This is a genomic window from Gemmata sp. SH-PL17 (genome assembly GCF_001610855.1).
Taxonomy (GTDB): Bacteria; Planctomycetota; Planctomycetia; order Gemmatales; family Gemmataceae; genus Gemmata; species Gemmata massiliana.
Window position 1 is genome coordinate 4,605,516 of sequence record NZ_CP011271.1, and the last position, 22,603, is coordinate 4,628,118.

The 22,603-nt window shown below is 64.1% G+C and carries 17 protein-coding genes; 9 read left to right on the plus strand and 8 right to left on the minus strand.

The features are described from left to right. Positions 1-12 precede the first annotated feature (12 nt). The 5 genes from VT84_RS19060 (at position 13) to VT84_RS19080 (ending at position 4,966) form a co-directional block, all read left to right on the plus strand. On the plus strand, positions 13-846 hold the full coding sequence (locus tag VT84_RS19060) for a TIGR00730 family Rossman fold protein (RefSeq protein WP_082840626.1): 834 nt from the start codon (positions 13-15) through the stop codon (positions 844-846). Positions 847-1,044: 198 nt separating this feature from the next. Further along, positions 1,045-1,737 carry a CerR family C-terminal domain-containing protein gene (locus VT84_RS19065; RefSeq protein WP_082840627.1) on the plus strand — a complete coding sequence of 231 codons (693 nt, stop codon included), beginning with the start codon at positions 1,045-1,047 and terminating at the stop codon, positions 1,735-1,737. 45 nt (positions 1,738-1,782) lie between these two features. Further along, a complete protein-coding gene (locus VT84_RS19070) occupies positions 1,783-2,940 on the plus strand; it encodes an ABC transporter permease (RefSeq protein ID WP_082840628.1) in 1,158 nt (385 codons plus the stop codon). Between the two features lie 185 nt (positions 2,941-3,125). Continuing rightward, positions 3,126-3,839 carry an ABC transporter ATP-binding protein gene (locus VT84_RS19075; protein ID WP_082840629.1) on the plus strand — a complete coding sequence of 238 codons (714 nt, stop codon included), beginning with the start codon at positions 3,126-3,128 and terminating at the stop codon, positions 3,837-3,839. Positions 3,840-3,859: 20 nt separating this feature from the next. After that, entirely contained in the window at positions 3,860-4,966 is a 1,107-nt protein-coding gene (locus VT84_RS19080) for an HlyD family secretion protein (RefSeq protein ID WP_157469628.1), read from the plus strand. Positions 4,967-4,985: 19 nt separating this feature from the next. On the opposite strand, the gene VT84_RS19085 is transcribed toward VT84_RS19080, so the two are convergent. From VT84_RS19085 to VT84_RS19100, 4 genes are all read right to left on the minus strand, one after another. Continuing rightward, positions 4,986-5,462, minus strand: a complete 477-nt coding sequence (locus tag VT84_RS19085; RefSeq protein WP_082840631.1) for a carboxypeptidase-like regulatory domain-containing protein — start codon at positions 5,460-5,462, stop codon at positions 4,986-4,988. Then, positions 5,449-6,399, minus strand: coding sequence for a DUF1559 domain-containing protein (locus VT84_RS19090; protein ID WP_052554554.1), 951 nt, complete (start codon positions 6,397-6,399; stop codon positions 5,449-5,451). The genes VT84_RS19085 and VT84_RS19090 overlap by 14 nt, the downstream gene beginning before the upstream one ends. Before the next feature lie 116 nt (positions 6,400-6,515). Continuing rightward, entirely contained in the window at positions 6,516-9,830 is a 3,315-nt protein-coding gene (locus tag VT84_RS19095) for a sigma-70 family RNA polymerase sigma factor (RefSeq protein WP_082840632.1), read from the minus strand. A gap of 220 nt (positions 9,831-10,050) precedes the next feature. After that, positions 10,051-12,282: a hypothetical protein gene (locus VT84_RS19100; protein WP_157469630.1), complete on the minus strand. Its 2,232-nt coding sequence runs from the start codon at positions 12,280-12,282 to the stop codon at positions 10,051-10,053. 314 nt (positions 12,283-12,596) lie between these two features. Here VT84_RS19100 and VT84_RS19105 point away from each other — a divergent pair, with 314 nt between their 5' ends. From VT84_RS19105 to VT84_RS19115, 3 genes are all read left to right on the plus strand, one after another. Further along, positions 12,597-14,060 carry a serine hydrolase domain-containing protein gene (locus VT84_RS19105; protein ID WP_082840634.1) on the plus strand — a complete coding sequence of 488 codons (1,464 nt, stop codon included), beginning with the start codon at positions 12,597-12,599 and terminating at the stop codon, positions 14,058-14,060. Between the two features lie 104 nt (positions 14,061-14,164). Then, the gene (locus VT84_RS19110) at positions 14,165-14,377 is read left to right on the plus strand and encodes a hypothetical protein (RefSeq protein WP_082840635.1); all 213 of its coding nucleotides are present in this window, start codon (positions 14,165-14,167) and stop codon (positions 14,375-14,377) included. A 146-nt stretch (positions 14,378-14,523) separates the two neighbouring features. After that, a complete protein-coding gene (locus VT84_RS19115; protein ID WP_082840636.1) occupies positions 14,524-14,973 on the plus strand; it encodes a hypothetical protein in 450 nt (149 codons plus the stop codon). Between the two features lie 76 nt (positions 14,974-15,049). Here VT84_RS19115 and VT84_RS19120 read toward each other — a convergent pair whose 3' ends face one another. The 4 genes from VT84_RS19120 to VT84_RS19135 all read right to left on the minus strand — a co-directional run bounded on the left by VT84_RS19120 (position 15,050) and on the right by VT84_RS19135 (position 21,135). Then, complete coding sequence (locus VT84_RS19120) at positions 15,050-16,342, minus strand: multidrug effflux MFS transporter (RefSeq protein ID WP_082840637.1); 1,293 nt, start codon at positions 16,340-16,342, stop codon at positions 15,050-15,052. A gap of 116 nt (positions 16,343-16,458) precedes the next feature. After that, positions 16,459-18,453: a C25 family cysteine peptidase gene (locus tag VT84_RS19125; protein ID WP_082840638.1), complete on the minus strand. Its 1,995-nt coding sequence runs from the start codon at positions 18,451-18,453 to the stop codon at positions 16,459-16,461. A 28-nt stretch (positions 18,454-18,481) separates the two neighbouring features. Next, positions 18,482-19,381, minus strand: a complete 900-nt coding sequence (locus VT84_RS19130; protein ID WP_082840639.1) for an alpha-L-glutamate ligase-like protein — start codon at positions 19,379-19,381, stop codon at positions 18,482-18,484. 32 nt (positions 19,382-19,413) lie between these two features. Continuing rightward, entirely contained in the window at positions 19,414-21,135 is a 1,722-nt protein-coding gene (locus VT84_RS19135) for a 7TM domain-containing protein (RefSeq protein WP_082840640.1), read from the minus strand. A 149-nt stretch (positions 21,136-21,284) separates the two neighbouring features. On the opposite strand from VT84_RS19135, the gene VT84_RS19140 reads away from it, so the two are divergent. After that, on the plus strand, positions 21,285-22,589 hold the full coding sequence (locus VT84_RS19140; RefSeq protein WP_052554580.1) for a S8 family serine peptidase: 1,305 nt from the start codon (positions 21,285-21,287) through the stop codon (positions 22,587-22,589). Positions 22,590-22,603 lie beyond the last annotated feature (14 nt).

Sequence of the window (22,603 nt, forward strand, 5' to 3'; positions counted from 1 at the left end):
GGAGTAGTCGCAATGGCTGATCGATTGATTGAAGGTGATATCACCAAACTGGCGGACGCCGCCAAACTGTCCGGTGAGTGGCAACGGCACGCGGGCCGCGCGGTTCCGGAGGCGAAGAAGTTCCTCCAGGGTCCGCAAGCGCGGAAGTTCGAGTTCTGGCAAGCGGTCAAAATCTTCCGCGAACTGGTCTACGGGTTCCGCAAGCTGCACTTCGTCGGCCCGTGTGTGACTGTGTTCGGGTCCGCGCGATTCGACGAGCACCACCGCTACTACGGAATGGCCCGTGAGGTCGGCAAGTATTTGGCCGAGTCCGGGTTCACGGTGATGACCGGCGGCGGTCCCGGCATCATGGAAGCGGCCAACCGCGGCGCACGCGATGTGGGCGGGCGCTCGCTCGGCTGCAACATCGTGTTGCCGATGGAGCAGAAGCCGAACCCCTACGTCGATTCGTGGATCGACTTCGAGTACTTCTTCGTCCGCAAGCTGATGCTCGTGAAGTACAGCTATGCGTTCGTGGTGATGCCCGGTGGGTTCGGCACGCTCGACGAATTGTTCGAGGTCGCCACGCTGATTCAGACGGGCAAGCTCGAACAGTTCCCAGTCGCGCTGATGGGCGTCGATTACTGGCGCCCGCTGCTCGATCAACTCCGACTCATGGTCAACGAGAACACGATCAACGCGCTCGACCTGGACCAACTGATCGTGTCGGACAACCCAGGCGAAGTGGTGTCCGGGATCACCGACACCGCGATGAAGCGGTTCGGCCTCACCTACGGTCCGAACTGTCAGCCGAAGTGGTGGCTCGGCGAGCGCTTCGGGCGCTGGTGGACCGGGGCCAAGAAGTAGCCCGGTTCGCACTCCTTCATTAACAAACTCCCCGCCCGTCAGCACTTACGAGAGTGTTGACGGGCGGGGTATTTCCTATCTACCCTTCCCCACGATCAGCCCGTTCCGGTTACTTCTCATTTTCTGTTGACATAAAACAAACGTTTGATATCTTTCAAGCGTCCGATTGAAACGCTCGTTTTACTCCCACGAACTCCGATGACACCCGACACCCGCCCCGCGCTACCCGACGAAGAAGCCGACGCCCGCGAGCGCCTGCTCGCCGCGGCCCAGGATGCGTTCGCCGAGCGCGGGTTCGAGGGGGCCACGGTGCGCGACATTTGCCGCACGGCCGGGGCCAACATCGCGGCCGTCAATTACTACTTCGGCGACAAGGAAAAGCTGTACGTCGAGTCCGTCAAGCGCGCGCACGTGTGTGCGGCGCGAATGGACGCATTCCCGATCTCAGCAGACGCTCCACCGGTCGAAAAGCTGCGTGCGTTCATCCGCGAGATGGTCGCCCGGATGCACACACCGGCTAGCACGTCGGCCATGAAGCTAATGATGCGCGAGATGGCCGATCCCGGGAAAGCGGCCCACGTCGTCGTGTCAGAGTTCATTCAGCCGGTCGCGTTCGTACTGCGTGCGATCCTCCGCGAGATGCTCCCGCACCTTGACGAACAGCACCTGCTCATGACCGGGTTTAGCATTATCGGCCAGTGCCTCTACTACCGACAGAACCGACCGGTTTCCGAGCTGATCTTCGGCAAAGAGGCCGTGGCCGCACTCGATGCGACAGCGGTCGCCGATCACGTCATCCGGTTCTCGCTCGCGGCGCTGGGGCACGCGGACCCGATCGGCGCCCCAATCACGGGTGCGGCGAAAACCAACAAGTCCAAAGCCAAGAAGTAACGGAAGCCGTTCCGAAATTCGAGCACACGATCCGACGGGTGACACATGAACTGGGTCGCGCTCAAGATGCTGACCGGGGACAAGGCGAAGTACCTCGGCATCGTGTTCGGGGTGAGCTTCGCCGCGCTCCTGATGGCCCAACAAAGTGCGATCTTCTGCGGGCTGATGCGAAACACCACGAGCCAGATCCGCGACATCCAGGGCGCGGACCTGTGGGTGATGGACCGGAACGTGCAGTTCGTGGACGACACCAAGCCACTCTCGGAGAACGCGCTGTACCGGGTCCGCGGGGTCGAGGGCGTGCGCTGGGCGGTGCGGCTGTACAAGGGCATGGGCCGCGCGCGGCTCGAAGACGGCAACTTCCAGCAGGTCATCGTCCTCGGCGTGGACGACGCGACCCTGGTGGGTGCCCCGGCGCTCGAACAGGGGAAGTTGCTGCACGGCAAGCTGGAAGACCTGCGCCGCCCGGACGCGGTCTTCATGGACGAGTTCGGCTGGCGCTATCTCTACGGGAACGAGCCGTTCCACCCGGGCAAGACGATCGAGATGAACGACAAGCGGGCGGTGATCGTCGGCCTAGCGAAGTGCAACCCGACGTTCCAGACGTTCCCGATCCTGTACTGCACCTATACGCAAGCGGTGAAGTACGTTCCCCAGGAGCGAAAAACGCTCACGTTCATTTTGGCGAAGGCCGAAACCGGCGTGACACCCGAAACACTGTGCGCGCGCATTGAGGAGCAGACCGGCGACCTGCGAGCACTGACCGACGATCAATTCTTCTGGACCACCATCGGCTACTACCTGAAGCGGACCGGCATCCCGATCAACTTCGGGATCACGGTAGCTCTGGGGTTCTTCGTCGGGTGCGCGATCGCCGGGCAGACGTTCTATCTGTTCACGGTCGAGAACCTGAAGCAGTTCGGTTCGCTCAAAGCGATGGGGGTGAGCAACCTGCGCCTCGTGCAGATGATTATGCTCCAGGCGATCGTCGTCGGCACGATCGGGTACGGACTCGGTGTCGGCGGCGCAGCGCTGTTCGGGTACGTCTTCGAGCGCGCGGTAACGAACGCGCCGCCCGCGTTCCACTTCCCGTGGCAGGTGCTCGCGATCACTGCGGGCGCAGTGGCCGTCATCATCACGATTTCTGCCGCCGTGAGCCTGCGCCGCGTACTGGTTCTCGAACCCGCGGTCGTGTTCCGATGACGCTGGCGCGCCTTGGTTTTGGTGGCACAGGCCTCTGGCCTGTGGAAGCTCGCAACGCACAGGCCAGAGGCCTGTGCCACGGAAAATAAAACGAGCCGCGACCGCCAGGAAGCGGGAACTGCGACTTCTCGTACCGCCAAAGGCCCATGCGAACAAACACACCAGTCGGCCCGAGGATGCCGCCCATGACCGCGACCGAAGCCGCGATTTCTCTCCGCGGGGTGACCAAGGAATTCGGCACCGGCGACACGAAGACCGTGGCGCTGGCCGACATCACCCTGGATCTGCCCTACGGCGAGTTGGTGCTCCTCGTCGGCCCGTCCGGGTGTGGGAAGACAACGCTCATTTCGGTCGTCGCGGGGTTGCTCGATGCGACGCGGGGAGAAGTGGACGTGCTGGGCCAAAACCTGACCCGCATGGGGAACGGCCGCAAAGTACGGTTCCGCGGTGACAATATTGGGTTCGTGTTCCAGCAGTACAACCTGCTCCCTGCACTCACCGCGGCTGAAAATGCATGCGTCCCGCTCCTGATTTCGGGATGGAGCCGCACGAAGGCTGTAGCCCGGGCCGCCGAATTGCTCACCGCGGTTGGACTGGGCGCGCGGTTGAACTCGTACCCGAACCAACTTTCCGGCGGGCAGCAGCAGCGGGTCGCGATCGCCCGCGCGCTGGTCCACCACCCGCGGCTCCTCGTGTGCGACGAACCCACCGCGGCGCTCGATGCGTCCAGCGGGCGCACCGTGATGGGGCTGATCCGGGAAGTGGCCGTTCAGCCCGACCGAGCAGTGGTGGTCGTGACCCACGACAGCCGCGTGTACGACTTCGGCGACCGCATCGTTTCGATGGGCGACGGGCGCATCGAGAAGGTCGAAACGCGCTCACACGCGGTGCCCGCATAACCGAACGGAGGTGTGTGGTGGTGATCCGATATTTATTGCCCGCGATCTCGATCGTGGCGTTTTCGTTCGCGGTCCTTCAAATGACGAAGGCCCAGCAGAAGCCGGCGCCGGTTAGCCCGCCGGTGGAACCGGGTACTTCGCCCTTTGGCAAGCAAGTAGCCGGCGCCGGGATCGTCGAACCAGAGACAGAAAACATTGTCGTCGGTACGCACGTTCCTGGTGTGGTGAAAGCGGTCCACGTGCGCGTGGACGACCGGATCCACGCCGGCGAGCCGTTATTCGACCTCGACGACCGGCAGATGAGCGCCGAACTCGCGGTACGCGAATCCGCACGCGACAACGCCGCCGCTCAACTCGCGAAACTGGAAGCGATGCCCCGGCGCGAAGAACTACCGCCGCTAGAGGCAAAGGTGCTCGAAGCGCGAGCCAACTTGACCGACAAACTGAAGCAGTTCGAGCGCGCGAAGCGCGAGACGGACAGCGGTGTTGGCGCGACGGAGACGTTCGAGGTGCGGCAAATGGCCGTCGAGGTGGCCCGCGCACAGCTCCGCCAGTCCGAAGCCGCCCTCGATCTCACGCGGGCCGGGGCGTGGAAGTTCGACGTTGCGGTGACTCGTGCGGCGCTGACTCAAGCCCGTGCGCAGTGCGACCAGACGCGCACCGAACTCGATCGCCTTCACGTGACCGCCCCCCGCGTGCGCCGACCGGGGACCGATCGCACCCGCAACCCGATTCCGGAAAGCGATCTGGTCCAGTTCCGCGTGCTCCAAGTGAGCGTGCGACCGGGTGAGTACGTCAGTGCTGCAGCGGGGCAATCGATCATCGTGCTGGGTACCGTGGGACGGCTGCACGTCCGCATTGATGTGGATGAAAACGACATCGCCCGGTTCAAACCGGGCGCAAAAGGGTCCGCGTCGCCGCGCGGGGAACCGGGTACTCGCTTCCCGCTCTCGTTCGTCCGGGTGGAGCCGTTCGTGGTGCCCAAGAAGTCACTTACGGGCGGCAACACCGAGCGGGTCGACACACGGGTGCTTCAGGTGATCTACGCTCTCGACGTGTCGAACCCGCCACTGTTCGTGGGGCAACAACTCGACGTCTTCCTGGACACCACGACCACACAGCAATGATGCCCAGTGCCTCGCCGAATCACGGGATCTGGAAGTCGATCGTCTGCGACCCTCCGGCCCGAACATCGGCCCGGAGCGGCGTTTCTTCCGGGCGCCCGTAGTTCGCGGGGATCGGAGTCGATTTCCCGACGGGTTTGGTGAGTAAAGCCTTGTCGGGCGCGAGGCGCTTCGCCGCCACCCCGAACCGCTCGGCCGCGGCGGTTGTATCGACCACGCAGACCCGGTGGTGCCCCACCGGCGCCCCGTCCTTGCCGTCGTCCAGCGTGAGCCGGAAGTGCCCGGACTCGTCCGTGATTCCCGTCGCACGCGGTCCCTTGCTGTCGCCGTCGGCCATGAAGATGACCTGTGCGTGCGCCACCGGTCGGCCGCCCCGAGTAACCGTCCCCTCGACCGGCGCGAGCGGGACGTCGGTACCAGAGCACCCGCCGAGCGCGCCAATAACGAAAAGCACGGCAACGCCCACCGCCCCCCGCGGAGGCGGACTAGAAATCGCCATTGATGACCTCCCCGCGTGCCCGCGTACCGAGCTTGGACAGCAGCGCCGGGGTGCCGTTCACCGAGTTCGAGATGAAGCGCACAGACCCGTCGGCAAAAACGAAGTTCGCCCCGCTGGTGTGCTGGCTCCCGTAAGTCATGAGCCGACCCGAGAACTGGTACTGCGCCTGGAACGGGTCGCTCGGGATCGTGGCCGGTAGGCTCCCGTTGAGCGGGTTGTAAGCCGACCCGAGCGGGTTGAAGAACGGATAGCACCATCCGGACGTCATCACCGTGAACGGGATTCCGCCGCTCCCGCCGACCGACGACCACGTATCCCAGTTCGTATCGCGGTTGGAGAACTCACCGAACATGATCGTGTTCGACGTACCGTCCGTGACGTCGGTGATCCGTACCACTCGGTCACAGATCACGCCGTCCATGCCCCATTCGGGGTCGCTCGGGTCCAATCCCGTGTACCCGAGGCGGTAGCTCGTCAGCCCGATGTACGTGTTGGTGCCGGGGATCTGTGCGACCGCCGGGTTGGGCAGGACATCGGACGGGCAAACGTAGGAAGCAACCACGGACGCATCGAGCGAGTTCGCCCCGCCGTCCCCGACCCCGCCCAGCATCGGCGATCCCTTTGCGACGGCTTTGGCGTAGAGCTGCTGGTGCAGCGCTTGTTGCTCCATGTAGGGGAGCAAGCCAACGAACGCGGTCAGGTAACCCGATCCCTTACTGTTCCCGACCTTGGTCACTTGAGGGAACGCCTGCTCTGCGTCGTGGAGGTTGTGAGCAGCCAGCCCGAGCTGCTTGAGGTTGTTGGAACACTTGAGGCGCGCGGCCGCGGCCCGCACCTTCTGAACGGCCGGTAGGAGTAGGCCGATGAGAATGGCGATGATCGCAATCACCACCAACAGCTCGATCAGCGTGAACCCTTTGCGCTTGGGCGCGAGCATCGAATAACCCTCCCGAGTGGAATGAAGCGCCCACGGCGGCAAGCGCACCGCGGGTAAGCGCACCGGCCCAGGAGAGAAGGGCCGGCGCGAGACGAATACACGAACACGTCAGGAAATCACCGGCCCGGCAGCGGGTCGGCGAGTCGACGGCAGGCGGACCGGGCTTCGCGACCGGTGGCACTGTCGGCGGGCAGCTTGGCGAGTTCCTGCAGCAACTTCTTGGCTGCGGAATCGTTTTTCATTTGTTCCAAGGCTTCGATTCCCCGCACGGCCGCTCGGTTAGCCGGAGAACTCGGTCCGATCCCGGCAACAAGGTTCTTCAACCGCGCGCGTGCTTCTGCGGACGTCGTGTTGGCCAGGGCGCTTCGCAATTCCCCTTCTAACCGCGAAGCGTGTTGGGCGAGTTCTTTGGTCGCGGCCTCGCGCATCGCGAACTGGTCGGACCCGAGGTCGGCGATCCACTGTTGAACCTGCTCGGCCGATGCCGGCGCCGTCCCCAGGCGCTCTTTCAAGAACGGCACGCTCGTGTCCGGCGCCGCGGTCAGGGTCGCAATCGCGCGGTGCGCCGCGGCCGCATCGGTCCCAGAAAGTGCGGACCAAAGTTGATCCGCAGTCGCGCGTGCAACCGGTGCGGGCTGTTGCGGCACTGTTAAGTCCCAGACCAGTACCGTGCTGTCCATGCTCGACGAAGCTAAGCGCCGACCGTCCAGACTGAACGCGACTCCCAGGACCGAAGCGCGGTGCCCAGTGAACTTGTAGCGCTCGCGGGCGCTCACAATTTCCCAAACTCTCACGACGCCGTCGGAGCCGGCCGAAGCCAGGGTCCGCCCGTCCGGGGCGAAGGCGAATTCCTGGAACGCCCACCCGAACGTGCGCCCGTCGAGCGGCAAAAGGTCCGTTCCGGTGGCCAGATCGATCACCCGAATGTTGGATTGCGGTTCTGCTCCGCCCACCGCGAGCATCCGCCCGTCGGCGGACAGCGCGACCGGCGAGCGGAACTGCTGGTGGTTCGCGTTCCGGGGCGGGGGCCAGTGCCGCTCCCGACCATCCGGCAGCGACCAGATGGTGACGCGGGTCGCGCCCTGTTCGAGCGCGGCCAGTGTTTTTCCGTCGGCCGAGAACGCCATGCTCTCCGCCTTGCACTGGTCCGATAGTTTCTTCACCTCGCGGCCGGTTCCGCGATCGAACAACGCGACGCCGGTCGGCCCGACAACAGCCACGAACTTCCCCTCCGGTGCGAACGCCACCGAGCGCGTTTCAGCCGGCAGGCGCAGGTCCGCGTGCGACTTTCCTGTGACCGCATCCCACCGAGTGATTTTCTCTGGAGGCTTGGGTGGAAGCTCAACAAGTTCTCCGACTGAAGTGGAGAGCGTTCCGTCGCCACTCAGATCGATTCCCCATACCATCTGGCGCTGCGCCAACGTGAACTGGCGCCGGAGTCGCCCATCGGCCGTATCCCAAACGTGAACCGTTGAACCCACCGCTTCGCTGTATGCCGCGGTTGCAAGCGTCGAGCCGTCGCGGGAAAACACAACGGGGTGTATGAACCCGTCCGGCATCCCGGCTACCGCACTCAATTCGCGTCCGGTCGCGATGTCCCAAAGCCCAACACCAAACGGCCACGCAGTCGCAGCGCGGGTGCCGTCCGGCGACAATCGGTATGCCGTGGACCACGCACTTTCTGACGTCTTGACCGTGGGTTTGGCAGCGCGTCCGGTTTCGGGGTTCCAAAAGCGAATCTGCCCGTTTCCGACTTCGATCAGCGTCCGACCGTCCGGCGCGAAGTTGACGAAGGCGTGTGGCGCAGCGTCTTCCGCGAGCTTGCGCGTCTCGGTCCCCTTCTCTGCGTCCCACACGCGCAAGCGCCGATCCTGCCCCGCGGTCACGAGCGTTTTCCCGTCCGCGGAGAACGCAACCGAACTGACGATCTCCTTATCTACACCAGCGGTCAGCGTGTGCTGCCGGGCGCCGGTGGCTAGATCCCAAACGCTCACCTCGGCCACCGGCGACCACGTCCACGACGCGAGCCGCTTCGAGTCCGCGGTGAACGCGAACCGACACCCGCGGCCGATGAGTGTCTGGGCGGTCGCACCCGTAGTTGCATCGAGCAAACGGATCTCGCGCCCCGAATCCCCGCCGCACGCGACCAATTTACCGTCGGGGGAAAACTCGACCGTGCTCGGACCGGGGCTTTTCGACGGCACCTTCCAAAGCACTTTCGGTTCCGTGCCGGAGAGATCCCAGGCCCACACCTCTTTGATTCCGACCCCGACCAACTGTTTCCCGTCGCGCGAAGCACTCACGCTCCAGCACGACGTGGGCGCGTCGATCTTGTGCACCTCGCGCCCGGTCTGCGGTTCCCAGAAGTGCACCGAATCAGTGGCGTGAGCCGAAATCAGCAACTTGCCCCCGGGACCAAACGCGACGTTCGAGATGCCGCCCGGGTTACCAATGCGGAACCGGAGCGTGCCGAGCCGACTGAGTGCTCCCGCGGGGAGCGGATCGCCGAAGCGATCGGTTCGTGCTCCATCGGTAGCAGCATCAACGGGACGCGAAGCGGGCGATTCTGGCGCCGCCTGACTCGGATGCTGAGAGAGGAAAACGGCCCCAACGATCGTGCTCAGCGCCGGAATTAACAATAAGCTGCACAGCTTCAACCGCGTCCAGACGGTCGTCTGCGTCACGCTGAGAGCGAGTTGAGCCGCGGTGGTTTGTGCGGGAGCGCCCGCGGCAATCGCCAGCGCCATTTCGGTTGTGTGTGCGACCAAACCTTTCGGAACCGCAACTGCAACCGGAACATTTCCGAGAACGGCCACCAGTACGCTGGCCGCGACCGCCACGCCGCGCCGGGCAAGCCGATCCCGTAGAAGTTTCACGCCTTGCTTCAGGCGGTGAGCGGCAGCGCGATCGGTGACTCCGAGAATACGCCCGACTTCGGCCTGTGTTTTTCCTTCGACGTAATAGAGCGTGAGAGGCACCCGGAGGCGCTCGGGCAAGCGCGACATTTCATCTGCAACAGCCGCCCGCAGCTCCTCATCGGGCGTCTCGTCGGCTTGAGGAACGGTACGCTCGTGCAACCGGGATTGGGCCGCATCGCGACGCTGGGCAGCCTTTCGTGCGTTAAGAGCAACCTCTCGCGACACCTTCTGAAGCCAACCAGCAACAGATTCGGCCCGAACCTGAGTAGCCTTTCGCGCGAGTGCAATAAACGCAGCCTGGAACGCATCCTCCGCGTCCGCTTCGTTACCGAGAACGCGCAAACACGTGGCCCACACGGGTTTACCGTGTCGCACAACAAGCGCGGCAAACGCCCCCTCGTCGCCGGTCGCGAACGCAGAAAGCAGTTCGCCGTCGGTGCGTGGATCGGACCGCCACAATCCGGTCAGATCGCGGATGTGGTGAGCGAGTCCGCGGGGAACGTCCCGGGCCATAATCTCTCCGAATGTGTAGTTCTCTTCACTCTCCTTAAGTAGCCAACGACCGCCCTAAAAACCGAAACGGAAATCGAGAAAAATGTCCGAATGATTTCGGTCCAAGCCACAGGTTCCAGTGGAGCCAGTATTTGAGGCGATTGCGGGCGGGAAACGCGCGATCGCATTCCGTGACCAATCTCACAGATCAATCACGAAATGCGATCAAACGGACCTGGGATCACTTGAGGAACCAGTGCGGGCCGGTGCTCCAGCCGAGCAGCCGCCGGGCGCCGTGCGGTTCTTCTGGCGACGCGGGAGCCTCAACCGGTGCGCCGCGTTCGGCTCGGGCCAGTCCGATCAGCACCGGTTCCAAGCGCACCCGCACGTTTTCAGGCTCGCGTTCCAGCCGCGAACGGGCCTGTGCCAGGAAAGAGTTCACAGCACCTTCGGAGGCGACCGTCAGGAAGAACACGATCTGCCGCCACGCATACGCCGCGTTCTTCACCGCCCGGAGCCGCGACTTCCACGGCCCCGTCGTTTGCCGCGCACACCGGCAGATCCCGTCGAACACCCGGAGCGCCAACTCCAGGCAACGCGGACGCAGCACGCCCGCCAGTTCGAGTTCCTGGAACAGCGGCGCGAGGTTGTGCGTGGTCAGGATCTGTTCCTGCTCGATAATGGTCCCGTTCCGCGCAACAAAACTCCCCGAACCACTCGGCCCGGCCAGTTCGGTACACAGCGCCACGAACCCCGGCGAGGTGGGCGCGCCCCAACGCGACGGCTTTACGTCATCGAGTGCGCGCACGCGGGCGAACGGCACACCGTAGTACCGCTCGTACAGTGTCCCTTCGAGAACCCCGGCCGCGATCTGTGCGGCTTGCAGGAACTTCTCGGAGAACGTGCCCATGAAGATGTCGGCCGCGATCTCGTCCACGATCGGCACCTTCAGACCCGCACTCTCCACCAGCGCGCGGACCTCCTGCAACAGCTTGTTGGGCAGGATCTGTTGTGGGAACCCGGTGAGAGCTGCCGCGATCAACTCTTCCAGCGCTAATCGCGCCTGGCGCTGAGTATCGGCGGTGTTGGTTCGCAAACGATCGATCGCACGCACCCACGGTAATTCTTCCAACTTCACCTGGCTCTGAAGGTTCAGAAGGAGCAGCGACCGCCGGCGCCGGAACGCGGTGTAAATGTCCACGTACAGTCGGCGCAGTTCCGGGTCGGAGATACCCGCGGCCCGAATCTGCGACGTGAGTTGCGGGACGACGCGCGCGAGCGCCTCCGCCGACGGAATAATGCCTTCCGCCATCAGGACCGGCAGCGGCGCATCGAGCGCCCGACGAACCTTCCGCGCGAGCGGTTCCGACACGCCCGCTCCTACGGGCACACCAAATTGCTGAGATTCACTCTCGGTGAAAGGAGCAAGCACCGCGTCGAGCGTGGGCAGACCTTCGGAAGCGGGGAACTCCGCCAGACGCTTCACGAGAACGCGGGCCAGTTCGTGCCGCCCCGGAGCGGCGACTTGTCGGGCGTGAAAGGCGCGCCGCTCCCGTTCGCGCTCCGAACCAGGCGCGCCGCGTCGAGAAACGATCCCGGCCAGGATCGTGCGAATACGACCAACATCACGGCCAGTTAATCGGCGCGGATCGTTCACGCACTGTGCCAAGTGAGTGCGGAGCGTAGCGAACCCGTCCTTGGGCGAATCGGGCGACTTGCACAGGTGGTGTGTGGCACGCAACGTCCGGTAGTCGTTCAGCACCTCCTTGGCGCGTTCGGTCCAGCCGGTTGGGTAGTGCTGACAGGGCCAACCGCCCTCCACGCGATACTTACCATCGAGTTCGCGGTGAAGCGTCGGGAGCGGCCCCTCGACCGTTTCCGCGAACAGTGCCACGACGCGATCATAGAGTGGTTGCCAGACGAGTACGGCCTCTTTCTGCTGTTCCGTGCGCGCACTCGGCTCGACCGCTTCCAACTGTGCAACGGTCGCGCCGACGTTCTGAAGGTGAACGACAGTGCCCGTAGTTTGCGGGCGCGTATCCGGAATGGGGTAGAATCGAAGTTGTGTGAAATGAGCCCCGATCGCGTCGAGAATTTTGCGCGCATCGTCTACGCGATCGCGCGAAACGAGCCACGCTACTGCGAGCAGCGCGCCCTCTTCCGGGACGTTGACGCGGTAGCATCCGTTCGCGAGCATGTCCCGAAGTTCCGCCAGCCCGTCTTCGCTCAGGAAATAGGCGTTGAGCGCCGCGCGCTCGGTACCCGGTTCCACATCCGGTAACCGGGCGAGCATGCGATGCTCGTGGAGTTGGAGCGGGCCGCCGGCCAAAAGCTTACCCGTAGCGAACCCACCGGTCACCACTTCGAGCGTCGCCCACGTCGGGGTTCGCGGAACCGGAGTGCGCGAGCCGATCCGGAGTACGCCCGAGAGCATCCCCTGAAATACCTGTGTCCACGCCGCCACTTTGCGCACGGCGCGGGCACGTACCCCGGCGTTCGCGTGGGATTGGCTCGTCGTGAGTGCGCGCGCAAGTTGGGCGAATGCGTAACCGGAATTGGCCCCGATCGGCGCGGTCGCTTCCGGTTCGGGAACGAGTGGGATTGCACGGCGACCTCCGCAATTAAAACAAGAAACCAGTTGTCAACGTGACACCGCGCCGGCTAGCAGGTTCGCGCTGAAGTGGTGCCACTAGCCGCGGTCCGTTCCCGGGGCTAAGCCGATGACGTCCCGCCTTCAGTCAACCGGAACGCGGGGCGCCCCCTCCCCTCTCTTCTGAGGCCCACGCTATGAGAACTCTCGCCGGCGTTGCACTGCTCGCGCTGACCGCGCTCCCTGCGGCCGGGGCGGACCTGCCGCGCAGCAGCCCCGAGGCCCAGGGCGTTTCGTCCCCGGCCCTCCGCGCGTTCATCGAAGCGGCCGACAAGGACATCGACGCGCTCCACAGTTTCATGCTCGTCCGCCACGGTCACGTCGTCGCCGAGGGGTGGTGGGGGCCGTATGCGGCTGAGACCCCGCACATGCTGTTCTCACTGAGCAAGAGCTTCACCTCGACGGCGGTCGGGCTGGCCGCGGCCGAAGGGAAACTGAGCGCGGACGACCCGGTGCTGAAGTTCTTCCCCAACGAGGCCCCGGCCGACCCTTCGACTAACCTCAAAGCCATGCGCCTGAGCGACCTGCTCCGTATGTCCACCGGCCACCAGACCGAACCGCCGCGCAAGGCGAGCGAATCGTGGGCCAAGACGTTCCTCGCGCAGTCGGTCCCGTTCAAGCCGGGCACCCACTTCCTCTATAACACGTCGGCCACGTACATGCTCTCAGCCGCGGTCCAACAGGCCACTGGCCAAACCGTGCTCGACTACCTGAAGCCGCGCCTCTTCGATCCGCTGGGTATCGCAAAGCCGACATGGGAACTGAGTCCGCAGGGCATCTCGACCGGTGGGTACGGCCTGAGCGTGCGGACCGAGGACATCGCCAAATTCGGGCAGCTCTATCTGCAAAAGGGCAAGTGGAACGGCAAGCAACTGGTGCCGGAGGCGTGGGTCGAGGCCGCGACCGCCCGGCAAACGTCCAACGGGAGCAACCCCAAGAGCGACTGGGACCAGGGGTACGGTTACCAGTTCTGGCGGTGCCGCAACGGGGCCTATCGCGGCGACGGGGCGTTCGGGCAATACTGCATCGTGCTCCCCGAACAGGACGCGGTCATCGCCATCACCTCTGGCGTCAAGGACATGCAAGCGGTGCTGAACCTGGTCTGGGACAAGCTCCTTCCGGCCATGAAATCAGGAGCACTTGCGGCCGACGAGGGCGCCGCCAAGAAGCTCGCGAGCACTCTGAAGGGTCTGGCTCTGCGCACACCCGAAGGTAAAGCATCTGCGCCCAAAGTCGCGGGCAAGAAGTTCGTGTTTCCGAGCAACGACAGGAAGCTCGAATCCGTGACACTCGAAAACGGGAAAGACGGCGCGGTTACGGTGGTAGCCCGCGTTGGGGGAACGGACCGGCGCATCGAGTGCGGGGCGGGATCGTGGGTGAAGGGCCGCACCGCCTGGGGGCGATTGCCAGAACAACCGTGCGCGGCGGCCGGCGCCTGGACCGCGGACGATACGTTCACGGCGAAAATCTGCTTCACCGAAACCCCGTTCATCACGACCGTGCGCTTGAAATTTACAGGGAGCGAAGTGCGGTACGAGACCGAGGCAAACGTGGGCTTCGGGCCAACGAAGGAAGCCGCACTCGTCGGGAAGTCGGAGTAAGCGAAGTGTCGCGGCCTCTCGTGACGAGACGCGACCGGCCGGTGTTGGCACATAGATTGCACCAAGTAATTCTGCCCATCGCCTGCATTGATGGAGAGCAGATCATGGCCAAGAAAAACAACACCGGTCCGGTACCCGCTAGCAATCAGACGAGTATCGGAAATCCACTCGACGAGCCGAACTACGAGGAACCGTACCAGGACGAATCTGGGAAGACCGCTGCCCCTCAAAGCGAACAGGGCCTGAAGAGGGGTAGGAGCTCGGACGACGCGACGCGGCTCAGTAGTTCAAAGCGGGAAGAAACGCGCCCGATGTAAGCGAGTGACCCGGTAAGGATAAAGCCGCGGAGGACGTCCGCGGCTTTCTTCGTTTGAATAACCGCAACTAGAATCGGCCTTGCGTAAAGTTCGCATGCTGTCTAAATGGCCTCCCGTCGAATCCGTTCCCCCATCGGAGGCCGACCATGAAGCGCCGTTATCTGATCGCCGCGGGTGCCGCCTTACTGACCGTGGTCGGAGTGACCATCGCTCAACAGCCGCCCGCGACGAGACCAAACACACCTCCGGCATTTCCGAAGCCAGCCGCAGTCGAACAGATACCCGCATTCGGTGGTCCCGCCCAACTGACACCCCTCGTCGAATCTAACCCAGAAGAGTTGTCCATTGAGTCACTGTTGGCGGCAGTGAAAGATCTCCGAGCACAGAAGGCGGCACTGGAAAAGCGAGAGCAGGCCTTCATGAAGGTGCTCACCAAGAAAACCAACAAGGTGAAGGAAGAGATCGACGGCCTGAACGGAACCGTCACGCCGGTCGCTCCTCCGGCACCCGCTGTTCCCACAACGCCGTCGTACAACTCGTCCGGAATTGTTCCCACAGTCGATCAGCCCACCGCGCCCAAAGCGGCGCTGCCGTAGTACAAGAAAATTGCCACGAAGAAGAAGCCGCGATTCGTTCGCGGCTTCTTTCGTTTCCTCCGGGCACTTACACCGCTTAGCTCGATGACACTGCGTCGGTCTCCTCCGAGCGCTCCAGAGGAACGTCCGCGTCGTCACTTTCTTGCGGCTCCGGCGGTGTCAATACAGTTTCCGGCGCGACGACGGCCGCGGCACGTCGTCCCACGAGCAGCACGGCCAACCCACACACGGCCGTGACTGCAAAGATGACGATGATCGGGAAGCTGTCTTGTGGTGTCGCGGCGCTAATACCAACCGAGATCAGTGCGCCGAACCCGAGCTGGAAGAACCCGAGCAGAGCGGACGCGCTCCCGGCGTTCTTGGTAAACGGCGACAGGGCCAGAGCCGATGCGTTCGGATTAGTCAGCCCCACGCACGAGAGGAACACGAACAGCAGTGCCAGCGTTTCGCCCAGCCCCCACCACCCCACAGCGGCGCCCGCCACGAAGACGAGCGCCGTTACGACCTGACCGGACAGCGCGCGAAAGAAGATCGTCTCGCTCGTCGCCCACCGGAGCAATACCACGTTCAACTGGCTCGCGCCGATGAACCCCACTGCCAAAACCGCGAAGATGATGCTAAAGGTGCCCTCACTCAGGCGGAAGCCGCTGATGAAGATGATGGGCGAACCGGCCACGTAAGTGAACAGCCCCGCGAACGACAGCGCGCCGGCAAACGCATACGTCGCGAACCGCGGGTGCCGGATGATGGTGAGATACTCGGCCACGATCGGACCGGGCTTCAGCGAGATGCTCGTGTCGGGCTTGTGGCCCTCGGGCAAGAGGAACTGAATCAGCGCCAGGATCACGCCCACGATCACCGCCATCACCAAAAACACGGACTTCCAGCCCGCCGCCGCGACCATCACCCAGCCGATACTCGGTGCCAAAAGCGGCGAGACCGCGATGAACAGAAACAGGCGCGAGAGCACCCTGGCGCTGTCCTTCGCCGGGAAGAAGTCGCGCACCATCGCGATCGACGCGACTTGTGCGACGCATCCGCCAATCGCTTGAACGAACCGCAGCGCGATGAGCGTGTTCGCGTCGGGCGCCAGCGCGCACCCGATCGATGCGAGCACGAATAGTCCCAACCCGAACAGTAACGGCCGTTTGCGCCCGAATCGGTCGAGGAGCGGGCCGTAGAACACTTGCCCCAGCGCCAGCCCGATGAAGTAACTTGACAGAGTGAGCGCAATGACCGTCGGTTCTACCGCGAGTTCCGTGGCGATCTGCTCGAACGCCGGCAGGTACATGTCGATCGCGAACGGGCTGATAACGCTGAGGGCACCGAGCAACGAGATAATGAACAGGTTCGATCGCTTGGCTGGCAAGGGACTCCGCCTCCGTTGAAACGAGGAGCGCGCGACGATCCGGGGTTCCGGGCGCGGTAACTTCTGAGAATAGTGCCCGGCCCCGGCGCGTCTAACAGTCCCATGACCCCAAACGATTAGCGGGGTGTGTCAGCGTCCCAGTGTATGCGGAACTCGATCTTGCCCTCGTCCTTCTCGCGCGGGACCGCGAGGATGTACCCCACGCGCCGGCGCGCGTCCCACCGGAACACCCAGTTCCGCGACGGAACCTTCGTGCTCAACCGCGGGGTGAACCCGTCCTTGGCGTTGGGCAGCGACACCTCGGCGAATGCGAGCGGCGCCAGCAGGCGCGACTCCTCGTCGGTCGTGAACAGCCCCGCGAGCCGGCCGCCCGGCCACATCTCGGCCTTGTACGGCGCCACCTCCGTTGGCGGGTAGCGCTTTTCCGGCAGCGTGAGTGTGACGCGGTCCTTCACCACCTCGCACGCGAGTGCCGGCATCGCGTCCGCCGGCGCAACGGGCTTCGGCGTTTTCATCGCCGGGTCGCCCCAAATCGTGAACGTCCAGGCCGCGCGCTTGTTCGCGCCGCTCATCTTGGCCCCGTCCCCGAGGCGCTTCGCCTTCAGGTCCATGTAACACAGCAGGAAGTTCTTCGCGTGCCGCATCGAGGCACCCGCGTTGCGCCCGTCGTAGGCGAGCGAATCGAAGAACGCGAGTGTCAGCGCTCCGCCGGACCCGGAGTACGTGCGGTTCGGCGTACCGACCACGGCCGCGGCCCCGCGATCAAAGAGCAGCGCGGACTCGTCCGGATTCAGTGCCAAGCAGCTCTGTAGGAAGATGAGCGACGGGCGGAGCGGTTCGGTCCACTTCGGCATCTCGAACTGGTCGATCAGCGTGCGGTAGTGCCCCTCCCACAAAAACGCATCCTGTTCGGGGAGCGCTTCGCGCAACTCCTTCGCGGTCAGTTCGATCTTACCGTACCGGCCCGTCACTTTCCAACCCGCGTTCTGGAGTTCGCGCCCAGTGTTGCGCGAGAACGTTTCCAGTAGCGGTAGCCCGTCGCCGGGGTTGCTCGCGATCAGAATCTTCGGCGGTCCCGATGCCTTCTCCAGTAACCGTGACCGCGCGAGCAGGAGTGGCACAATCGCCCGGTCCGCGTGGAACAGGCGCCCGGCCGAGAGCGTGATGAGGTCGTCCGTTTCCGGAATCCACTGCTCCACGTCGATCTGCTCGTCTTTCCCCGCCGCTGGGTTCGCGCGCTTCACGAGCGGGATCGCGTTCGTGTCCGCGACCACGATAAGCACGTCCGCGCGGGCCGTGTCCTTCTCTTTGAGAGCTGCGTTCACAACCGTGCCTGCATCTTTGCCTTCGGCCCCGGTCAGCAAGAGTGCCGCCCGCCGCTTCACTGCGACCCACGGGGCGAGCGCCGCATGTTTCTTCGCATCCGCCGAGTTCGCGAGCACCAGCGTGTCAATCTTCCCGGTACGCAGCAGCTCCTTGCGGTGCGCCGCAGCCGTGGCCACGGCGTCTGCGAGTTCGGTGACGCGCACGCCCTCCAGCTTCTTGCACGCATCGCGGGCCGCACCAACCGCAGTGACCTCTTTCACCCCGCGGGCCGCAAGTAACTCTTTGAGTCCCTTTAATGGGTCGTCGCCTTCTCGCAGCACGAAGAGAGGAACGCGCGCTGCTCCTGCAAGACATGCCGCCTGGAGCAGATCGGGCACGGGGCTTCGTGGCGCGACAATCGCGCGTTCGGCCTTCGGGTACAGCGCCCACGCGAACGCGACCGGGTCGGCTACCGTCGGTTTGACCACCGAATCGGCCGCGCCCCACCGTTTAACGCTGCCATCCGGGAACGCGCCGACAGGCGTGACCGCGGTCGGTCGAAGTCGGTCGAAATATGGTTTGATGATGGATTCCGGGCGCACGGAATCGAGTAGGAAGTCGGCATCGGGCTGCGCTGCGGCGGTCATCACCCCAAGGGCAACGAGATCCGGGTCCGGCACCGTTCCCACAAGAATGACGTCGCGCGAAGACTCGGCCGCGACAGCGCGACCGACCGCCACCGGTTGCGCGAGCGTGCCAAGGGCCGCGAACCCGATCACTAAGGCGCGGGCCGAAAGTCGGCGCATCACAACTCCTCCGGTTGATCGCAGCGGGTCACTTCTGACTGAGTTGCCGGTCCACGCGCTCCAATTCGGGAGCAATTCCGCGCGCGTTGGAAATTTGAATCGCCAAGCCCGGCCGAGCGTTCGCTTCGAGTAGCAGTGGCCCCCGGGCGCGATCGAGCACAATATCCACCCCGATGTAGCCCATCTCGACCGCACGGCTTACACGGCGCGACATTTCCAGAATGTCGGACCAGTACGGCACCTGGAACCCAATCACGCTCTCTTTGGTGTCGGGGTGGATCTCCGCCTTGCGGTCTTTGAGAACCGCGTGGTGCGTCACCCCGGTGGCGATGTCCACGCCGGCCCCGATCGCACCCTGGTGTAAGTTGGCCCGCCCGCCGGACGCCTTTGTGGGGAGCCGGAGCATCGCCATGACCGGTTCACCGCGGTAGACAATTACCCGAATGTCCGCGGTACCCTGGTAGCTGATCTTCTCCAGTACCGGGTCGGGAACGACGCGCTGTTGAATCAGCGCCTCGTCCTCGTTTCCGCCCAGAGAGAACAGCCCCGATACGACCCCGGACACGTGCTGGCGCAGGTCTTCCGCTTGCAGCACTGTTCCGTTGTGACGCACGTAATCCGGTCCCTTGCGCCCGGTAATCACGAGCACGCCGCGCCCGCCGGCCCCGCGGTTCGGCTTCACAACGAATTCGGGGTGCTTGTCCAGAATGCGCGGTAAGTGACGGAGCGCGGAGTGGCTCACGAGCACCGCGTACAAGTCGGGGGTGGGAACCCCGATCTTGCGACAGAGCTCGTCCATCTTCCGCTTGCTGTCCACATACGGGAACCGCTTGCGGGGGTTGTAATCGAGAATCACGCCGGCGTTCCGGGCGTTCATCCCCAACACCCCGGCCGCCCGCAACCCCTTCCACCGCGACCACCACGACATGAGAAGTCTCCTGTGATTGCGTGGATTGCGGATCAACCTTTCGGGTCCGGCTTCTTGTCGTCTGCGACCGACTGCGGTTCGGATTGCAGCAGCTTGGCGCTATCCATCTGTTTCGCCGCGCCGCTCTCGACCTTCGCCGGCTCGATCACGTCCTGGAACCGGTACAACTCGGTCAGTCGGTATCCCGTGTAACGGCCGAGCAGGAGCAGCGCGGCGGTCACCAGTCCGAGCATTTCCGGGAAGCGGAACACCGTCCGCCCGACCGCGTCCGGGCTGAGTGCGAGCGCGACCACTGCGGCCACGCCCAGAGTGCCGATGAGTGTTTTGAACGACGACCACGACCCGTCTTCGGCCTCAACCGTCCAGACCCGTTCCACCATGTGCGTGAGGATGACGAGCGGGAACAGCGACAGGTACCCACTCACCTGCACCCCGTACCGGGCGCTCACTCCGAGTATCACTAATAGAAACGCCACGATCATCGTGAGCAGTACCGCGGCACGCGGAATGAGGAGCAGGTGGAACTGATCGAGGATCTTGCGAAACACCCAACCGATGAGGACGGTGGCGGCAAAAATCCCCAAGCCCCACGCGAGGCTCCGCAAGTCGCGAAAGATCAACCCCAGAAGTGCGGGGCTGAACACACCGAACGTGTGGTACCCGATCACGACCCGGATGAAACTCACCACCACAGTAGCGACCGGCAGAAGAACGATGAACCGCGCGAGGTGCTGCTCCGCCGGCGGGAGCGAGGCGAGCGAAACGGCCCGCCAGAAGGCTTGTATCCGCGTTTCGTCAGCCGGGTGGTCTGCCAACGCGCGGGCGAAAAGGCTCACGCGCGGCGAACCGGGTCCGCTCACGATCGGCCCGTCGCCGATCCGCACGACGAGGTAATTGGTCGGCCACCGGCGGTTGCCGAAGTGGTTGAAAGTCGGGTCGGCCGGTACCCAGTGCGGTTCCGGGCGCTCTTTCCCAGGCACCCACGCCTCCACCCACCGGTGCAACTTCGGTGGAGCGTTAGGGGTGAGTATCATCCCGGCAACAACGCGAGCGTGAATTCCCTTCGCCCGGCACAGCGCGGCCAGCAACCGGCTCTTGCCGATGTCGTCGCCACCAACACTGCGTAAGCAATCTAACGCCGTTTGCCCGGCTCCGTCTTGATACGCGAGTGCATTAACATAATCGTGAAACGCACGAAACTGGTCGAGCTTCTCCCCCGCGCCCAGATCCTTGGCCAATTCTTGGATCTCGCCTCGGTCACTCTGAATTCGAGAGGTGCTCCTGCGGGTGCGGTCCGAATCTTTTGGTTCGGCGTCGAGTTGCTTCGCCCGTCCACCCATCGCCAGAGACGGATTGTGGGCACCGAGGACGACATGAAACGAGTACGTGAGCCGGTAGCCCTTGTCGGTACTGACCTCGGGGCGGGCTTTCCAAATCGCTTTTTCGCGCGGCCCCTTCGCCCCGGCTCGCCCCTCCGGGCGGGTCAGTTCGTTACTCTTCCACGACTCATCAGAAACGTGCTGTCGGCGGAAATCGGGCGGAACGAACAATGTGACGCGCGGATTTGTCTTCGCTTTTGGGTCTTTCGCGTTCTTGGCCGGGAACTCGCCTCGAACCGTCACGCTGATTTCCCAAGCCGATGTTCCCGGCGGCCCGGCGTCCACCCCGCCGGTCGCCCGACGGGTAAAAAATACGGTCGCCGATGCGAGAATAAGAGCAAGGGCAGCAAACGCGGTAAGTCGGGTCCGTAACATTGATCCTCCGTCCTGGGAGTAATTCACCCGACCCGCAGCGAACAAACGGCAATTTTAATGCCGTCACTATCGAATCCTTCTTTCTCATGATATGATCTAATTACCCGCCCCAACACCCTGCCCGCTAAACCTCACCACTTCTTCTAATCATGCGCATTACGCTGATCGCGATCGCGCTATCGTTTGTTTCTGCGCCCGCGCTGGCCGCCGATCTTTCAATTCCGAACTGGGCCAAGAACCGCGATGAGCGGATGCCGGCCACGCGCGCCGCGCACCTGGCTACGCTGGGAGCACCCGACTGGGTCGACGCCGGGTACCGCGGTCAGAACGTGAAGATCCTGGTTCTCGACACCGGGTTCCGCGGGTACCGCGAACAACTCGGCAAATCGCTCCCGGCGAAAGTCACGGTCCACTCCGGGCGCAAGGACCGGAACCTGGAATTCAAAGACAGCCAGCACGGGATTCTCGTCGCGGAGGTGGTCCATGCGATCGCCCCCGACGCAGAAATCCTTCTGGCCAACTGGAACACCGAGGAACCGGAGACGTTCCTCGACTCGGTGAAATGGGCACGCGAACAGGGCGCGCGGGTCATCACATGTTCGGTGGTGATGCCGAGTTGGAGCGACGGCGAGGGGAACGGGCCGATCCACAAGCGGCTGAGCGAACTGCTCGGTGACGGCACCAAGCCGGGCGACCCGCTGTTTTTCTCGTGCGCGGGGAACACCGCCCGTCGGCACTGGTCCGGGACGTTTGCACCGAACGCGGACGGGTTCCACGAATGGACCGCGGGGGTAACACTGAACGCGATCTCGCCGTGGTACGACGACCGCGTCGCGCTCGACCTGTGCTGGTCGGACCCGAGCGCCCGGTACCGCCTGGAAGTCATTGACACCGAAACGGGCAAACCGGCCGCGGGCGTGACCTACCGCGAACAGGCCGATCCGCCCGCGTCGGTGGCGCGGTTCATCCCACAATCCGGGAAGTCGTTCGCGGTCCGCGTTCACCAGGAGAAGGGGAAACCCGGTAAGTTCCACCTGAACTCACTCGCTTCGTACCTCAGCGAAACGCGGCTCGCCGGGAGCATCCCGTTCCCGGGCGACGGGCCGGAAGTAATTACCGTAGGGGCCGTGAGCCTCGACCTGAAACGGGCGTCCTTCAGTGCGTGCGGCCCGAACTCGCCGCGCCCGAAGCCGGACGTGGTGGCGCCGATCCCGTTTGGCAGCTACACGCGGTCCCAGCCGTTCAGCGGCACCTCGTGCGCGACCCCGCAGGGTGCGGCGTCCGCGGTGCTGTGCCTGTCGCGTAACCCGGAATGGACCGCGTCGAACGTGCGCGGGTACCTGACGAACTGGGCACGCGACCTCGGCCCGACCGGTCACGACTGCGAAACGGGCTACGGGCTGGTACACTTACCCGCGCTGGCCCCCGCTCCGCACCCGCGTCCGGTTCGTTGAAATAAAGCCACGTT

What these genes read in the sequence shown, in the direction of transcription:
- VT84_RS19060 (WP_082840626.1), top strand. Translation starts at nt 13, where the DNA reads ATGGCTGATCGATTGATTGAAGGTGATATCACCAAACTGGCGGACGCC.
- VT84_RS19065 (WP_082840627.1), top strand. Translation starts at nt 1,045, where the DNA reads ATGACACCCGACACCCGCCCCGCGCTACCCGACGAAGAAGCCGACGCC.
- VT84_RS19070 (WP_082840628.1), top strand. Translation starts at nt 1,783, where the DNA reads ATGAACTGGGTCGCGCTCAAGATGCTGACCGGGGACAAGGCGAAGTAC.
- VT84_RS19075 (WP_082840629.1), top strand. Translation starts at nt 3,126, where the DNA reads ATGACCGCGACCGAAGCCGCGATTTCTCTCCGCGGGGTGACCAAGGAA.
- VT84_RS19085 (WP_082840631.1), bottom strand. Translation starts at nt 5,462, where the DNA reads ATGGCGATTTCTAGTCCGCCTCCGCGGGGGGCGGTGGGCGTTGCCGTG.
- VT84_RS19090 (WP_052554554.1), bottom strand. Translation starts at nt 6,399, where the DNA reads ATGCTCGCGCCCAAGCGCAAAGGGTTCACGCTGATCGAGCTGTTGGTG.
- VT84_RS19095 (WP_082840632.1), bottom strand. Translation starts at nt 9,830, where the DNA reads ATGGCCCGGGACGTTCCCCGCGGACTCGCTCACCACATCCGCGATCTG.
- VT84_RS19105 (WP_082840634.1), top strand. Translation starts at nt 12,597, where the DNA reads ATGAGAACTCTCGCCGGCGTTGCACTGCTCGCGCTGACCGCGCTCCCT.
- VT84_RS19110 (WP_082840635.1), top strand. Translation starts at nt 14,165, where the DNA reads ATGGCCAAGAAAAACAACACCGGTCCGGTACCCGCTAGCAATCAGACG.
- VT84_RS19115 (WP_082840636.1), top strand. Translation starts at nt 14,524, where the DNA reads ATGAAGCGCCGTTATCTGATCGCCGCGGGTGCCGCCTTACTGACCGTG.
- VT84_RS19125 (WP_082840638.1), bottom strand. Translation starts at nt 18,453, where the DNA reads ATGCGCCGACTTTCGGCCCGCGCCTTAGTGATCGGGTTCGCGGCCCTT.
- VT84_RS19130 (WP_082840639.1), bottom strand. Translation starts at nt 19,381, where the DNA reads ATGTCGTGGTGGTCGCGGTGGAAGGGGTTGCGGGCGGCCGGGGTGTTG.
- VT84_RS19135 (WP_082840640.1), bottom strand. Translation starts at nt 21,135, where the DNA reads ATGTTACGGACCCGACTTACCGCGTTTGCTGCCCTTGCTCTTATTCTC.
- VT84_RS19140 (WP_052554580.1), top strand. Translation starts at nt 21,285, where the DNA reads ATGCGCATTACGCTGATCGCGATCGCGCTATCGTTTGTTTCTGCGCCC.